Origin of the sequence: Microbacterium sp. 2RAF4, assembly GCF_052115285.1 — a bacterium.
Taxonomy (GTDB): domain Bacteria; phylum Actinomycetota; class Actinomycetes; order Actinomycetales; family Microbacteriaceae; genus Microbacterium; species Microbacterium oxydans.
Genome location: NZ_JBFRGI010000002.1, coordinates 1,300,027 through 1,316,029, shown reverse-complemented (window position 1 = coordinate 1,316,029; position 16,003 = coordinate 1,300,027). Strand labels below are relative to the sequence as shown.

Here is a 16,003-nt window from a genome sequence, read left to right as displayed (position 1 = left end):
CCGAACCACACACCTCCGAACCACCACACCCCAGAACCACACACCTCCGAACCACACACCTCCGAACCACACACCCCTAGAACCACACACCCCCGGAACCACACCAGAAGGAGAACACGACATGACCGAGACGACGCTCCAGCTCGACTTCGACCTCGACGCGGCACGCGAGGAGATCCTGGACTACTGCCTGCGCTCCATGCAGTACGGACTCAACTTCAACACGCAGGGCAACATCAGCATCCGGGTGCCCGGCGTCGATGACCGTTTCCTCATCACCCCGACCGACCTCGAGTACGACAAGATGAGCGCCGACGACATCGTGCTCGTCAACGGAGACAGCGAGGTGATCGACGGACGCCTCGGCCCGTCCAGCGAGGTCACCGTGCACATGGCCGTCTACCGCCGCCGGCCCGACGTGAACGCGATCGTGCATTCCGAGCCGGTGTTCTCGAACGTCTGGGGTGTCGTGGGATCCCCGATCCTGGGAACGCTGGTGAACATGGTGATCTACACCAAGGGCGACGTGCCGATCATGCCGTTCGAGCTCAGCAACAACACCGAGTTCGGCGAGCACATGTGCGATGCGATGGGCGATCTCAATGCGGTGGTGTGGGCGAACCACGGGCTGCTCACAGTCGGCCCCAACCTGCGGGATGCGTTCAAGACGAGCGTGGCGGTGGAGTCCGCGGCCAAGGTGCAGGCCTACGCCAGCGCACTCACCGACACCCCGATCGTGCTCGACTACGACACGCTCGGCATCACCGAGTCGCTCTGAGGACCGGGGATGACGCTGCAGACGCTGCGCACCGTGCTCGCCGCGGCCGAGGAGGGCGGCTACGCCGTCGGCGCCTTCAACGTGTCGAGCATCGACCAGGCGATCGCCGTGCTAGAAGCCGCTGAGGCGGAGCGTTCGCCCGTGATCGTGCAGGCGATCGCCGGGATGTCGCCGTACGACGACGAGTCGCGCTGGTGGAAGCGCCTTCGCGCCCTGGTCGCCGAGTACGACGATGTCTCCGCTGTGCTGCATCTCGATCACGGCCGCACCTACGACGACTGCGTACGGGCCATCGATCACGGCTTCACCAGCGTCATGATCGACGCGAGCAGGGTGGCCGACACGGATGAGCCCGCCACGTTCGGTGACAACGTGAGTCTCACCCGTCGAGTCGTCGAAGCCGCGACGCGGTCAGGCGTGAGCGTCGAGGGCGAACTGGGCACGATCGGCGGTGCGGAGGCCGGGATCGCCGGGGTGCTCGAGGACATCGTGTTCGCCGACCCCGATCAGGCGGTCGAGTTCGTCGAGCAGACCGCAGTGGATGCGCTCGCCGTGGCGGTCGGCACCAGTCACGGCTCGGTGAAGTTCACGGATGCCGCCGGCGGGGGACGACTGCGCCTCGGCCTCATCTCCGAGATCAAGGAGCGGTTGCCTGACACCTTCCTCGTGCTGCACGGGTCCTCCTCGGTCCCGGCCGAAGCGGTCGCCGCGATCAACGCCCACGGCGGAGCCGTACTGCCGTCGTACGGGATCTCTCCGGCGCAGAAGTCGGAGGGCATCGCGGCCGGTATCCGCAAGATCAATCAGGGCACCGACTCGCACCTCGCGTGGAGCGCAGCACTGCGCACTTTCCTGCAGGACCATCCGGCGGTGGTCGAACCCGGCGAGCATCTGCGCCCCGCGATGGGCGGATTCCGCGCGATGGTGACGCAGCGCATGCGCGAGTTCGGCTCGTCGGGCCGCGGTTGACTCAGGTCGGCCCGATCAGGCCAGCTCGATGGTCAGGCCGCCCTCCCGAAGGGACTCCACCTCGGCCGGGGGCGCCTCGACACCGGTGACCAGCATGTCGACGCGCGCGAGCGGTGCCACCTGGATCACCTGGCTCTTGCCGATCTTCGAGCTGTCGGCGACCACGATGGCCCGCGCAGCCGAGTCGAGGTACCGCCGTTTCATCGTCACCTCGGGGAGGCTGGAGTTCGTGAACCCACGCTCGGACACCCCGTTGCAGCCGATGAAGCAGATGTCGCTGTGCACGGAGCCGATGAACATGTCGCCCATCGGATCGATGAGCGAGCGCTGCTTGTAGTTCACGGTGCCGCCGGTGACCACGACCGTGATGTGATGCGGCTCCGCCACTCCGAGCTCGAGCGCGATCGTGAGGGAGTTCGTGAACACCACGACGCCTCGCAGGTCCTCACGGGCCCGGAGTGCGCGGGCGATCGCGAGGGTCGTCGTACCGGCGTCGAGCAGGATCGCCATCTCGCTCTCCACCAGTGCGGCGGCGGCGTTGCCGATCCGCCGCTTCTCGGTGACCGCCCTCGTGAGCGCCCGTTCGTAGTCGGGCGAGTGGGCGGTGGACTTGATGCCCGAGATCGCCCCGCCGTGCACCCGTTGGATCACGTTCTCCTCGGCGAGGAGGTCGAGATCGCTGCGCACCGTGACCTCGGACACGCTGAGGGTGCGGCTCAGCTCCTGCACACGGGCGAAGCCCTGACGCTCGATGATCGACACGATCTGCTCGCGCCGCACCGTCGCGGGGACCGTCTGCGACCACTCTGGCATCCCCTCAGCGTACTCGGGGGGCTGGACCCGGCATCGATTTCATCGAAGGCGGCGCATCGGGCGGCGCGCGATACTGTTGCACCATTCCGCCGTCGTCGGCGGCTTCACGTCGTCGGGAGCAGGGAGCAGTGCGCATGGCAACGATCTACGACGTCGCCGAGCTCGCGGGGGTCTCTCCCGCGACGGTCTCTCGCGTGTTCAACGGCACGAGCGTCTCGGACGAGAAGGCGGCAGCCGTCCGTGCAGCCGCAGCGACACTCGACTTCACTCCGAACCGCGCGGCGCGGTCGTTGCGGCGGCAGAGCTCCGAGGTCATCGCCCTCGTGATCCCCGACATCGAGAACCCGTACTTCACCGAGATGGCGCGGGGAGTCGAGGACATCGCCTCCGAAGCGGGCTACTCCGTCGTGCTCTGCAATTCCGACGCACAGGTGCAGAAGGAGGCGACCTACCTCCGGATCGCGATCGCCGAGAACATGTCCGGCGTGATCATCGCGACCGCCGACGAGCACTCCGACCTTGCAGGCATCCTGGCCACAGGGCGACCGGTCGTCGCCGTCGACCGCAGCACGACCTACGACATCGACGGCGTGGTGATGGCCAATCGGGCCGCCGGTACTGCGGCGACCCGTAGCCTGATCGATGCCGGCCATCGTCGCATCGCCTACATCGGCGGACCCGCGCACATCGACACCGCCGCGGAGCGTGCCGCGGGCTGGCGATCCGCGCTCGCCGCGGCATACCCGGAGCTCGCTCTCGACGGGCTCGAGCGGTTCGCATCCTTCCGCGTCGAGGGTGGGCGTGCTGCGATGGAAGAGCTGCTCGCGCTGCCGGAGCCGCCGGACGCCGTGGTGGCGGGCAACAACCTGATCGGGGTGGGAGCCATCCAGGTGCTCACGGAACGCGGGCTGACCCCACCGGACGTCGGTGTCGCCGTGATCGGTTCGCTGCCGTTCACGACCCTCTCGCCGACTGCCGTGACCGTGGTGCGTCTGCCGGCGCGACACATGGGTGTGACCGCGGCGCGGATGCTGCTCGAGCGGATCAAAGGCGACACGCAGCCGTCGCGCACTGTCGTGTTGCGCAACGAACTGCAGCCGGCGCGCGTCGTGCGAGGCTGAGCGGGCGGCTGGTAGCGGGAGGACGGCGTCGGGCGACGTCACTGCGAGCGCCAGAACCGCGTCGCGAGGTTCGCCACCTCCTTGTCGAGGCTGTCGACCTTGTGCTCGAGGGCATCGATACGGCCGGTCAGTCGCCCCTCAAGGCTCTCCAGGCGTCCGCTCAGGTCGCCCCGCAGCTCGCGGATCTCGCCGCTCAGGTCACCGCGCAGTCCGCCGATATCTCCGCTCAGCTCGCCGCGGAGCCCACCGATCTCGGCACGGATCACCCGGCTGAACTGCATCGTCATGAGCGTCATGCCGCCGAGCATCATGGTCGTGAACGCGCCGATCAGCGTCCATACCTGCGGGTCGTCCAAGCGCATGCCTCCAGTGTGTTTCGGGGCGTCCAGATTGTCACGGTATTCCGGTGGTGGCGGCTGCCGATGCCGCTTCTGGTGGACAGATCTCGGCTGCAAGCCGTTGTGCAGAACACTCTTCTCTTGCGTCATGAAATCGATTTCGCGTACAGTGTCGATCAGACCGCGGACTCCGTCGTCCCGGCACGAGGAGGACTCATGCGCTGCACCCTCGGGGTGGACATCGGCACGTCCAGCAGCAAGGGTGTGCTGGTCGATGCCGAAGGCGGCATCCTGGCATCGGCCACCAGAGCGCACGAGGTCGATCGGCCCCGCACGGGGTGGGTCGAGATGGACGCGACCCTCTGGTGGGACGAGTTCGTCGCGATCGCTCGCGAGCTGCTCGCCGGGGCCCCGGACGCCGAGGTCGTCGGCGTCGGCGTCAGCGGCATGGGGCCCTGCATCCTGCTCTCGGACGAACGCGACGAACCGGTGCGGCCAGCGATCCTGTACGGCGTCGACACCCGATCGTCCGTGCAGATCGAGCGGCTCAACCTGGAGCTCGGCGTCGAGGAGATCACGCGTGTCGGCGGATCGGCGCTGACCTCGCAGGCAGGCGGGCCGAAGCTCGTCTGGGTCGACGACGAGGAACCGGAAGCATGGCTGCGGGCGCGGAGGCTGTACATGCCGGCGACCTGGCTCGTCCGCAAGCTCACCGGTGCGTACGTGCTCGACCATCAGTCCGCCAGCCAGGTCTCTCCTCTCTACGACATCGAAGGCGAGCGCTGGCATGACCCGTGGTGGGCGCGGTACGCGAGCGGGATCGAACAGCCGTCACTGCACTGGGCGGGCGAGATCGCCGGTGAGGTCACGGCCGATGCGTCATCGATCACGGGCATCCCTGCAGGCACCCCCGTGATCACGGGCACGATCGATGCCTGGACCGAGGCCGTCAGCGTCGGCGCGCACGAGGTCGGCGACCTGATGCTGATGTACGGCACCACGATGTTCATGGTGTTCACGAACGGGTCCGAGGCGCTGCGGACGCCGTCGATGTGGACCACGGCCGGCGCTTTCGCCGGCACTCGCAACCTCGCCGGTGGGCTCTCGACCTCCGGCGCTCTGACCGCCTGGCTCGCCGGACTCACCGGCGCGGACTATCCCGAGCTGCTGGCCGACGCCGCGGCATCGGGGCCCGGAGCACGGGGCCTGCTCGTGCTGCCCTACTTCGCCGGGGAGCGCACGCCGATCCAGGACCCGGACGCCCGCGGGGTGATCGCCGGACTCGCACTCGAGCACACCCGCGGCGACCTCTATCGCGCCGCGCTCGAAGCCACGGCGCTCGGTGTGCGGCACAACGTCGAGACGATGCGTGCGGCGGGTGCCGACATCCGCCGCATCGTCGCGGTCGGCGGCGGCACCCAGGGGCGTCTGTGGCTGCAGATCGTCTCCGACGTCACCGGCCTCGTGCAGGAGGTGCCGGCGACGACGATCGGCGCGAGCTACGGGGCTGCCTTCCTCGCCGCGACGGCGACGGCTGCATCGGGCGAGAGCCCGGCCATCGCCGACTGGAACCCGATCGCCCAGCGCATCCACCCCGACGAGGGGCTGCGCCCGCTCTACGACACGCTGTTCGATCGCTACGTGCGGCTCTACGAGGGGTCGAGACCCGTCGTCCACGAACTCGCCGCCACGCAGCGCGCCACGCCCACGACCTTTTCCACACCGACCACCCCGAACCCGACTCCCACCGCCCCGGAGGCATCATGACCACCTACACCCTGCCGACGACGGCACCCCGCCCGACGACCGCGCCGAAGACCGCGTATCTCATCACGTCCGGAGACCTGCGCGAGTCGGCGAACGTGGCGGGGTGGCCGACCCAGGTCGAGCTGGAGACCGGCGTCACCGGAGTGCTGAACGCCCTCGGCTGGGAGGTCATCCGTCCCTTCGGCGTCGACCCCGAGACCGGGCACGGCTTCATCTCGAGCCAGCGCATGGGCCTCGAGGTGTTCGCGCGCATCCCCGTCGACGCACCGCTCATCGTCGCGATCGCCAACTGGCAGTACTCGCACCATGTGCTCGCCGGACTGCGATCCCACGAGGGACCGATCCTCACGGTCGCGAACTTCGCCGGCGATTGGCCGGGCCTCGTCGGCCTTCTCGGGTTGAACGCGGGGCTGACCAAGATGGACAAGCCCTACGCGACCACCTGGTCCGTCGACTTCGCCGATGAGTGGTTCACCGACGGCATCAAGGAATGGACGGAGTCCGGCGTCATCACGCACGACAGCTCGCACGTCCGACCGCTGCCCGCGCTGCCGGACAGCCCGGAGATGCAGCTCGGCGAGGCGCTCGCCGCACAGTTGCGCTCCGAGAAGGCGATCATCGGCGTGTTCGATGAAGGCTGCATGGGCATGTACAACGCGATCTTCGACGACGAGCTGCTCAACCCGACCGGCATCTACAAGGAGCGCCTCTCGCAGTCGGCGCTGTACGCCGAGATGCTCGACGTCACGGACGATGAGGCCGACGCCGCGTACGACTGGCTGATCGACGCGGGGATGACCTTCCGCTACGGCGAGGACGGCGTCACCGAGCTCACGCGCGACCAGGTGCAGTGGCAGTTGAAGATGTACATCGCCGCGCTCCGCATCGCCGACGACTTCGGACTCGACGCGGTCGGCATCCAGTACCAGCAAGGTCTGAAGGACCTGGTGCCCGCCTCCGACCTGGCCGAGGGCATCCTGAACTCGACAGAGCGCCCGCCGGTGACTTCGCGCGACGGCTCTCGCGTGCTGCACGAGGGACGGGCTTTCCCGCACTTCAACGAGGCCGACGAGGGCGTCGCGGTGGACGCGCTCGTGACCGACCGGGTGTGGCGCGCGATGGGGCTCGTGCCCGACAACACGCTGCACGACGTCCGCTGGGGCGAGGACTACGACGGACAGTTCGTCTGGGTCTACGAGATCTCGGGATCGGTGCCGGCATCGCACCTCGGAGGCTGGCAGCACGCGGAGGGATGGCGGCAGGGTCACGTGTTCTTCCCCGCCGGCGGCGCCACGATCAACGGGGTCTCGAAGCCCGGTGAGGTCGTGCTCTCCCGGGTGTTCATCGCCGAGGGCATCCTGCAGGCCGACATCTTCCGGGCGTCGGTGGTCGAGCTGCCGGCGGAGGAGACCCAGCGGCGGAAGGACGCCACGAACCCCGAGTGGCCGATCGCCCATGTGGTCCTGCACGGCATCTCGCGCGATCAGTTCATGGCACGGCACAAGGCGAACCACGCGCAGCTCGTCTACGCACCCGACGCCGAGACCGCGGACAAGGCCCTGATCGCGAAGGCCGCGATGTTCGACGGCATGGGGATCAAAGTCAACCTCGTGGGAGACGTGACGATCTGATCGGTCGCTGAACGTTACTGCGAGCGCCAGAAGCGGGTCGCGAGGTTCGTGAGCTCCTTGTCGAGGTCGTCGACCGTGGTCTCGATACGGCCGAGTCGGGCATCGAGCCCATCGATGCGGGCCGAGAGCGTGCCTTCGATGCGGTCGACCTCGGCGCGGATCACCCGGCTGAGCTGCGTCGTCATCAGCGTCATGCCGCCCAGCATCACTGCTGCGAACACGCCGATCAGAGTCCATACCTGCGGATCGTTCAAGCGCATGCCTCCAGTCTGATTCCGGAGGGCCAGGTTGTCACGGTATTCCGGTCGCGACGTGCTGCAATCACGGTGGCTGTGGAGTGCTCGACGATCCGAACCATCGTGCAGAAGAGGGGGCGTGCAGAAGAGGGGGCGTGCAGAAGAGGTGGCGTGCAGAAGAGATCAGGAATCCGCTGCAGCCGGAGACTCGGCGACCGGAGAGGAGAAGGGTTCCCCCTGCGCCGCCGGGCGCAGCCCGCTGGGTGGTCCGCTGAGTGCCCGCAGGGCGTAGAGGATCGTCGCGAGGTCGACGAGTTCCTGGACGAGCGCACCGACGACCGCCGGGATGACGCCGGTCATCGCGACGATCATGAGCCCGACGCTCAGCCCGATGCCGATCCAGATCGCGGTCAGCGCGACCCGGAGCGTGTGGCGGCCGATCGAGACGGCATCGACGACCTTCGCGAGCGAATCGACGAGGATCACGACGTCTGCGGCATCACCGGCCGCCGTGGCCCCCTTCGCCCCCATCGCGATGCCGATGTCCGCGGCAGCCAACACGGGCGCGTCATTGACGCCGTCGCCCACCATGAGCACGGGACGCGGCTGCATCTCGGCGGCGAGTCGCACCTTCTCGGGCGGCAGCAGCTCAGCGTGGATCTCATCGATACCGAGTTGGCGTCCCACCGATTCCGCCGTCGAATCCACGTCGCCGGTGAGCATCGCGACGCGATCGACGTCGTGCACCCGCAGCCACGAGATGACGGCGGATGCTTCGGGGCGGGCGGCATCCGCGAGCACGAGCACGCCGGCGAAGCGCCCGTCCACCGCCACGTAGGCCGCGGCTTCGCCGGGTTCGAGCTGCGCCCGGACGGTGTCGGGTGCGAGCGAGGCGACGTATGCGGGCTTTCCGACCACGACGGTGCGCCCGGAGATCGTCGCGGCGACCCCGTTCGTGGCGGTCTCGCTGGCTTCGACGGCCGCGTGCAGGACGAGCCCCCGTGCATCGGCCGCGCGCCGGATGCCGTCGGCCAGCACGTGCGAGGAGTACTGCTCCGCGGATGCGGCCAGCTGCAGGATCTCGTCGGCGTCGAAGCCGACTGCAGGGCGGACCTCCACGAGCTCAGGGCGGCCCTGCGTGAGCGTCCCGGTCTTGTCGAACGCCGCGGAGCGCACCCGGGCGATCTGTTCGATCACGGCCCCGCTCTTCATGATCACCCCGGATTTCGCCGCCCGGGAGAGTCCACCGAGGAATGCCACGGGGGCCGCGATGAGGAGGGGGCACGGCGTCGCGAGCACGAGCACCTCGGCGAAGCGCGTCGAGTCGCCGGAGATCGCCCATGCCGTGCCGGCGAGCACGAGCGACACGGCGGTGAAGGGGATGGCGAAGCGGTCGGCGAGGCGGACGATCGGCGCGTGCGACGACTCGGCGGAGTGCACCAGCGCGACGATCTGCTGGTACTGACTGTCGGCGCCGGTGCGCAGTGCCCTGATGCGGACGGCGCGGCTTCCGTTGATCGCCCCGGACAGCACCTCCCCGCCTGCCTCGCGCGTGACCGGCATGCTCTCGCCCGTCAGCGAGGACTCGTCGAACGTCCCCGTCCCGGTCAGGAGCGTCGCATCCACCGGCACGATCTCGGAGGGGCGCACCAGCAGCACGTCGCCGACCGCGACATCGTCGATCGGCACGTCGCGAGCTTCGTCGGAATCGAGCGAGTCCGGGTGCACCAGCACGTGGGCGATGCGCGGCGAGCGGTCAAGCAACGCGGACAGATCCCGCTTGGCCCTGCGTCCGGCGAAGTCCTCGAGCGCTTCGCCGCCGGAGAGCATCAGCACGATGATGAGCGCAGCGATGTACTCGCCGACCGCCAGCGTGGCGACCATCGCGACGACGGCCAGGATGTCGAGCCCGACGTGTCCGTGCAGCACATCGCGCACCATGCCGATCAGCGTCCAGACCACGACGCCGGCCACGTACACTGTGGCGAGCCAGCGGCCGATCCCCGCCTCGTCCACCGCGTGCAGCACCCCGACCGCAGCGAAGACGAGCACGGTGAGCGTGATCACGGGGTACCGCCACAGCGGTCGAAGCGCGCGCATGAGTCCAGCATCCCGGGAAAGCGATGTCGGCACCAGTGCCCGCGCGAGGCACTGCTCATGACCATCGCGGGGACTCTTTCGGCCGGATCGCTTAAGCGATATAGTCGGCCGCGAGACGCACCGATGCGGCTCGATCTGGACACGACGACGAAGGAGACGAACTGTCATGAGTCAGCCGAAAGCCAGTAGCCACCGGTTCCGTAGAGCGCTTGCAGCCGCCGCGGCCCTCGCGCTCGCGGGGATGGGGGCGGTCGCCGGATCGACGGCGGCCGCTGCGGACGACACGGCCGCCGAGCCGAAGCTCGCTGTCTACGTGGAAGTCAACTCGAACGATTTAGCCAATGTCGCCGACTACACGCTCGCCGATTCGGGTCTTCCGGCCGTCGACCTGGCGATGATCTTCGCCGCCAACATCAACTACGACGGCGAGAAGGCCTACCTGCACTTCAACGAGCGTGTCACCGAAACGCTCCAGGACGCGCAGAACCAGATCCGACCGCTGCAGGCCCGCGGCACGAAGGTGCTGCTGTCCGTGCTGGGGAATCATCAGGGTGCCGGGTTCGCGAACTTCACGTCGTTCGCGGCCGCAGACGCCTTCGCCGCCCAGCTCGCCGACGCGGTCACGACCTACGGCCTCGACGGCATCGACTTCGACGACGAGTGGACGAACTACGGCGCGAACGGCACGCCGCAGCCCAACGCGCAGTCCTTCGGGTGGCTCGCCTCGGCGCTGCGTGATCGCCTCGGCCCTGACAAGCTCATCACCCTGTACGCGATCGGCGAGACGTACACCGTGACGGACTTCACCCGGTTCGATGCCGCAGCGGTGATCGACCACGCCTGGAACCCCTACTACCCGTCCTACAACGCCCCCACGGTGCCGGGTCTCGAGGACAGGGCGCGCCTCGGCGCGGCCGCGGTCGACCTCTCGAACGTGAGCTCCGCGACGGCCGCGGACTACGCCCGGCGCACGGTCTCCGACGGCTACGGCGTCTACGTGGCGTACAACCTGACGGCGACCGACCAGTCGGGTCTCCTCTCCGGGATCACGCAGGCACTCAAGGGCGAGGCGACCGAGTACCGCGCGGCTCCGTGAGCGGTACGAGACCCGATCAGTCGAGATCGAAGAGCTCGATCTGACGGAGCGTGGCCTCGGCTTCCGCCCGGACGCGGATCGCCGAGGTCACGACCCGTTCCGTGAACGTGAAGGGCGTCGTACGGTCGGCCGGGAGCATGGAGACATGGGTCGTCGGGACGGCCTCCCACTCACCCGCAGCCGTCAGGCGCTCCCACAGCAGCGCCGATGACGAGACAGCGGACGTGGCTGTCACCGTGACATCGCTGACTTCCCGCGGTGTGGAGAACCGCCATCCGACCCAGTCAGCGGCGTGCAGGATGCCGCTCTGAGGACTCCCGCCGTGGTGACCCGCGCCATCGTCGCCCGCGCCATCGTCGAAGAGGTGCTCGGGGTGCACGACGCCGGACGAGGCGAACGCATGCCCGTCGAGCGACGTCAGGTCCTTGCACCAGGGCGCCGAGTGCCGTTCCGGACCCGCGACCTCCAGCGCCAGAAGGGGGTCGGTACCGAACCGCAGCTCCAGAACGGAGTCTCCGACCAGCGCATCGATCGGCAGGTCAGCCGACGTCAGGCCCACGCCGTCGAGGCGCGCCTCCTCCAGTACGTGGGCGGAGGGGCCGGAGCGACGTGACCGGATCCGCAGCGTCGAGCCGTCGCCGCGATCCACGCGGATGTCGTCGAACAGCGGGGATCCGATCCGGAGCCGTCCCGAGGCGAGCTCCAGCGGATAGAGCCCGAGCGCGGCCCACAGCCACCACGCGCTCATCTCGCCGTTGTCCTCGTCGCCAGGGAACCCCTGGCCGATGTGGGCACCGGTGAACAGGCGTCCGGCGAGGTCGTGCACGAGGGGCGCCGTCTGCCACGGGCGGTCGGAGAACGCGTACATGAAGGGGATGTGGTGGGCGGGTTGATTCGAGATCGCGCACATCCCCGACCGCAGGGCGCGTGCCTCCCGCTGCTCGTGGATCACGGTGCCGTACGCACCGCCGAAACGCTCGTCCGCAGTCTCCGGTTCGGCGAAGAGTGCGTCGAGATGGCGGCCGAGGCGCGCGGGGCCGCCGTGGAGGTCCGCGAGTCCTGCGCCGTCGTGCACGGCACCGACCGACATGCCCCAGGCGTTCGTCTCGACGTTGTCTCCGCCCCAGGAGCGTGGATCGAAGTCGCCCGCGAACTCGCCGAGGGCGTCCCTCCCGCGGAAGAATCCCGTGTCCGGGTCGAACAGGGTGCGATACGACCGTGCACGGTTCGCGAAGTACCGGGCGAAGGAGCGATAGCGGGCGGCATCCGATGCGGATTCGACGGCGAGCTGCGCGGCGAAGTGGCCGAGGGCGGCGTCGCTCACCGCGTTCTCGATGCTCCAGCTCATGCCCTCCGGTATCTCCGAGGAGATGTACCCGGTGAACCGACCCGTCGCGATCCCCTTGCGGCCACGGCGTGCGTCGGGCCCCGGCTCGCAGGCGTTCCGCCACCCGCTCTCGAAAGCGGCCGCGCGGTCGAACCCGACGCCCCAGCGGGCGGCATCCGCGAAGATCTGGTCGCTGGAGGTGCCGACCATGCTGTCGACGTAGCCAGGGGCGCTCCACCTCGCCATCCAGCCGCCTCGACGATACTGCTCGAGCTGCCCGTCGAGCAGCTCTCCCGCGAGGGCGGGGTCGAGCAGGGCGAGTGCCGGCCACTCGGTGCGATAGGTGTCCCAATAGCCGTTGTTGACGACGAGCTCACCGTCGACGATCGGCGGGGTCTCGCCCCAGGACGCACGCGCAGCGAACACGTCGGCGAACCGCCAGACGGGCGCCTCCGCCGTCCCGACGTTCTCCGCCGCGCTGTTCGGGTACAGGTGCATCCGGTGGAGGGCGGCCGCGATCCGGGAGCGGTGCTCTTCATCGGCGAGCGAGCGATGGCGGAGGTCGCCGTCCGGCAGCGGGGGGATCGCCACACGCGACAGCAGCCGATTCCAGGAGGCCGCAGTGGTCTCGCGAAGTTCCTCGTAGGTGATCGACGGCGGCGCCTCGGTCTCCAGGGCGCGTCGGGCCTGTTCGACGGAGACGAAGGAGATGCCGATCCGCACCTCGAGCGAACCCCGTCCGCCGACGTAGCCTGCGACGGCACCGCGTCCGTCGTCGGCGAGCGGACCGTGCGCGAACACGGTTCCGTCCCGTCGCCCGTCATCGTCGCGGGACAGCACATCTTCGAGGGAATCCACCGCTCCCGCGAAGAAGCAGCGGGGAGCGTTGCCCCACTCCTCGGAGCCTTCGGGGATCCAGCCCTCGAACCCTCCGGCCTCCGTCCAGGCGAGGCGCCCGTCATCGCTGAGCTGGTCGATGACGAAGCCGATGCGGGCGTCGGCATCGGAGCTGCACACGCGGAACGCGGCGGTGTGGGCGGTCGCCGTCAGTTCGACGCGCAGGCCCTCGCCCAGCTCTGCCGCGTACTCGTGCGGCCGCGCCCGTTCCGTGCCCGGCGTGATCCAGCGTCGTCGCCCGGCACGACTCGATGTCGGGTCGCCGAGGAACGGCATCAGCTGGAGCACTGCGCGATCACCGATCCACGGACTCGGCTGATGCGAGAACTGCAGGGCCTCGAGTCGTCGCCCCTGCGGGTCGTCGTGCACGAAGGGGCGATACGGCCAGCGCGAGTCGGCGGCGTCGGTGGCTGGCGTGACGAACGTGAATCCGTGGGGCACGGCGACCGCCGGGATGGTGTTGCCGCGGGAGAATCGTGCACCCGAGTGCGAACCGCGGCGGGTGTCGACGCGTTCCACGGGTGCGAGCTCGGCCGGTGCCGGCACCCTCTCCTCGATCATGAGCTGCACGAAGCCCGTGCAACGCGAGGGGAGGTCCACGGAGCCAGTCGGGGAAGCATCGGCCTGTGAAGAACCGACAGACAGAGCCGCGGTGCCGAACACGACCTCGACCACCCCGGCGCGACCGACGAAGGGGGCGAGGGCGACGGTGTCGGCGTTCCACTGCTCCGGCAGGCTCCACCGTGCGCCGAACTGCGCCTGCGCGGTGACCGGGAAGTCGTAGCGGTCCCGCACCGCCGCGTCATCGCTCAGCCGCGAGCCGTCGGCGAAGCGCACATCGACCGTCACCGCGAGTGCGGCGTGCGGTGCCTGCGTCGCCGTCGGTCCGTCCGCGTAGAACGCCCAGTGCAGCACGGTGTCCCGGGTGATCTCGACAGCGGGGAGCTCCGGCACCTCGATCCGCTGCTCGCCGGCCGAGGGGTCGAATGTGAATGCGAAGACGGGTGCGCGCAGCACTCCGCTGCGCGGGCGGGAAGAAGGGGGATCGGCCGGGCCGTCCGCCGGGATGAGGTGCACGCTGCTCACCCCTTGATCGCGCCTTCCTGCACGCCCTTGAAGAAGAACCGCTGCGTGAACGAGAACATGATCACGATGGGGACGAGCGCGATCATGGTGCCGGCCGCGATCAGGCGCGGGTCGACCGAGAAGCTGCTGTTGAGGTAGGCCATGCCGACCGTCAGCGTGTACTTCGCGGGGTCGGAGAGCACGATCAGCGGCCACAGGTAGTCGTCCCACGCACCGATGAAGGCGAAGATCGCGACGACCGAGACCATGCCGCGGATGTTCGGCCACACGATGTGGCGGATGCGCTGCCACGTGGTCGCCCCGTCGACGGTGGCCGCGTCCAGCACGTCCTTCGGGATCATGCGGCAGGCGGTGGCGACCAGCAGCACGTTCATGGCGCTGATCGCTCCGGGCAGGAACACGCCCCAGAGCGAGTCGGCGAGACCCAGGGCGCGGATCGTGAGGAAGTTGCTCGTCACGGTCACCTCGCCGGGGAACAGCAGGGTCGACAGCAGGATGCCCATCACGATCCACTTGCCGCGGAACCTCATGCATGCGAGCGCGTAGCCGGCGAACGTGGCCAGGATCACGTTGCTGATGACGGTGCCGACGGAGACGAGCAGCGAGTGCCACGCATACAGGTACACGGGCACGACGTCGGCGACCCTGGTGTAGTTCTGCAGGGTGGGCTCTCGCGGGATCAGCTCGGGCGGGAAGGAGTAGATGTTCTCGGTCGCCCCCTTGAAGGAGGTCGACAGCTGCCATACGAACGGTCCGATGACCAGGAAGAGCACGAGCACCAGCAGGGCGTAGCGACCGATCAGCCCGCCGAGAGTCGGCTTGCTGAAGTCGCCGGAGCCGCGGTGCCGGAAGATGCGCTCGCGTGCGGGAGTCGGGGTGTCCTGCGGCTTCTCATCGCGTTCGGGCGTGGTGATCGTCTGAGCGGTCATGCGGGAGCCTTCGCCTTCTTCTCGCGGTTCATGAACGCGATCGCCGCGAGCGGTATGAGCGTCAGGAGGAACAGGGCGACGCTGATCGCGGAGGCATAGCCGATGTTGCCGTTCAGACCGGATCCGACCTGGCGGATGAGCATCACGAGCGACATGTCATAGCCGCCGGGGCCGCCGGTGCTCTTGGAGAGCACGTCGAGCTCGGCGAACACGCGCATGGCGGAGACGGCGATCAGCACCGCGATGAGGAGCATCGCGCCGCGGACCGAGGGGATCGTCACCGAGAGGAAGCGGCGGAACGACCCGGCGCCGTCGAGCATCGCGGCTTCGTGCAGCTCCTTACCGACGTTCCCGAGGGCGGCGAGGTACACGACCATGTAGTAGCCGAGTCCCTTCCACACCGTGAGCAGGATGGCGCAACCGAGCAGTAGCCAGCGATCGACGAGGAAGGGCATCGGCTTGTCGATCAGCCCGAGGAAGTCGAGCGTCTGGTTGATGATGCCGCGGCTGTCGAACAGCCAGGTCCAGATGAGGGCGACCACCACGACCGAGGCGATCACGGGGAAGTAGAACGTGGTGCGGAAGAACGAGATGCCCGGCAGCTTCTTCTGCACGAGGAGGGCGAGCAGCAGGGGCAGGATCGTGAGCAGGGGAACGCACACCACCACATAGATGAGGCATGTGGTGAGAGCGTTCCAGAACATCTCGTCGCCGAACATGCGCTCGTAGTTCGCTCCACCGACGAAGCCGGGCGTGCGCAACGGCCGGGCGTCGGTGAAGCTGAGGAAGACCGTGTTCAGGAAGGGCCAGAGCGCGAACACCAGCACCCAGATCACGGCGGGGGCGATGAGCAGCCACGGTGTGTACCACTTGTGGGATCTCATCGTCTTCCTCCGGCTCCTGGTGCCGGTGTCC

13 protein-coding genes are annotated in these 16,003 nt (G+C 68.6%); 6 read left to right on the top strand and 7 right to left on the bottom strand.

The annotated features are described in order from the left end of the window. The first annotated feature begins 121 nt into the window (after positions 1-121). Positions 122-778: a class II aldolase/adducin family protein gene (locus AB4070_RS10785; protein WP_441980091.1), complete on the top strand. Its 657-nt coding sequence runs from the start codon at positions 122-124 to the stop codon at positions 776-778. Positions 779-787: 9 nt separating this feature from the next. Then, entirely contained in the window at positions 788-1,747 is a 960-nt protein-coding gene (locus tag AB4070_RS10780) for a ketose-bisphosphate aldolase (protein ID WP_441980090.1), read from the top strand. Positions 1,748-1,762: 15 nt separating this feature from the next. Here AB4070_RS10780 and AB4070_RS10775 read toward each other — a convergent pair whose 3' ends face one another. Then, complete coding sequence (locus AB4070_RS10775; protein WP_441980089.1) at positions 1,763-2,560, bottom strand: DeoR/GlpR family DNA-binding transcription regulator; 798 nt, start codon at positions 2,558-2,560, stop codon at positions 1,763-1,765. A 134-nt stretch (positions 2,561-2,694) separates the two neighbouring features. On the opposite strand from AB4070_RS10775, the gene AB4070_RS10770 reads away from it, so the two are divergent. Then, on the top strand, positions 2,695-3,681 hold the full coding sequence (locus tag AB4070_RS10770) for a LacI family DNA-binding transcriptional regulator (RefSeq protein ID WP_441980088.1): 987 nt from the start codon (positions 2,695-2,697) through the stop codon (positions 3,679-3,681). A 38-nt stretch (positions 3,682-3,719) separates the two neighbouring features. Here AB4070_RS10770 and AB4070_RS10765 read toward each other — a convergent pair whose 3' ends face one another. Continuing rightward, entirely contained in the window at positions 3,720-4,043 is a 324-nt protein-coding gene (locus AB4070_RS10765) for a hypothetical protein (RefSeq protein WP_441980087.1), read from the bottom strand. A 192-nt stretch (positions 4,044-4,235) separates the two neighbouring features. Between AB4070_RS10765 and AB4070_RS10760 the strand changes: the two genes are divergently transcribed. Continuing rightward, positions 4,236-5,786, top strand: a complete 1,551-nt coding sequence (locus tag AB4070_RS10760) for an FGGY-family carbohydrate kinase (protein WP_441980086.1) — start codon at positions 4,236-4,238, stop codon at positions 5,784-5,786. After that, positions 5,783-7,417 (top strand): fucose isomerase, encoded by a 1,635-nt coding sequence (locus AB4070_RS10755; protein ID WP_441980085.1) that lies wholly within the window; start codon positions 5,783-5,785, stop codon positions 7,415-7,417. The genes AB4070_RS10760 and AB4070_RS10755 overlap by 4 nt, the downstream gene beginning before the upstream one ends. Before the next feature lie 14 nt (positions 7,418-7,431). Here the strand turns inward: AB4070_RS10755 and AB4070_RS10750 are convergent, their stop codons facing one another. Beyond that, positions 7,432-7,677: a hypothetical protein gene (locus AB4070_RS10750; RefSeq protein WP_441980084.1), complete on the bottom strand. Its 246-nt coding sequence runs from the start codon at positions 7,675-7,677 to the stop codon at positions 7,432-7,434. A gap of 159 nt (positions 7,678-7,836) precedes the next feature. Next, entirely contained in the window at positions 7,837-9,753 is a 1,917-nt protein-coding gene (locus AB4070_RS10745; protein WP_441980083.1) for a heavy metal translocating P-type ATPase, read from the bottom strand. 166 nt (positions 9,754-9,919) lie between these two features. On the opposite strand from AB4070_RS10745, the gene AB4070_RS10740 reads away from it, so the two are divergent. Then, positions 9,920-10,849 carry an endo-beta-N-acetylglucosaminidase H gene (locus AB4070_RS10740; RefSeq protein WP_441980082.1) on the top strand — a complete coding sequence of 310 codons (930 nt, stop codon included), beginning with the start codon at positions 9,920-9,922 and terminating at the stop codon, positions 10,847-10,849. Between the two features lie 16 nt (positions 10,850-10,865). Here AB4070_RS10740 and AB4070_RS10735 read toward each other — a convergent pair whose 3' ends face one another. The 3 genes from AB4070_RS10735 to AB4070_RS10725 are packed head-to-tail and all read right to left on the bottom strand — an operon-like array spanning position 10,866 to position 15,972. Further along, positions 10,866-14,159, bottom strand: a complete 3,294-nt coding sequence (locus AB4070_RS10735) for a GH92 family glycosyl hydrolase (RefSeq protein WP_441980081.1) — start codon at positions 14,157-14,159, stop codon at positions 10,866-10,868. Beyond that, complete coding sequence (locus AB4070_RS10730) at positions 14,156-15,088, bottom strand: carbohydrate ABC transporter permease (protein WP_441980080.1); 933 nt, start codon at positions 15,086-15,088, stop codon at positions 14,156-14,158. The genes AB4070_RS10735 and AB4070_RS10730 overlap by 4 nt, the downstream gene beginning before the upstream one ends. Further along, on the bottom strand, positions 15,085-15,972 hold the full coding sequence (locus AB4070_RS10725; protein WP_058632343.1) for a carbohydrate ABC transporter permease: 888 nt from the start codon (positions 15,970-15,972) through the stop codon (positions 15,085-15,087). Before AB4070_RS10725 ends, AB4070_RS10730 begins: the two co-directional genes overlap by 4 nt. Positions 15,973-16,003 lie beyond the last annotated feature (31 nt).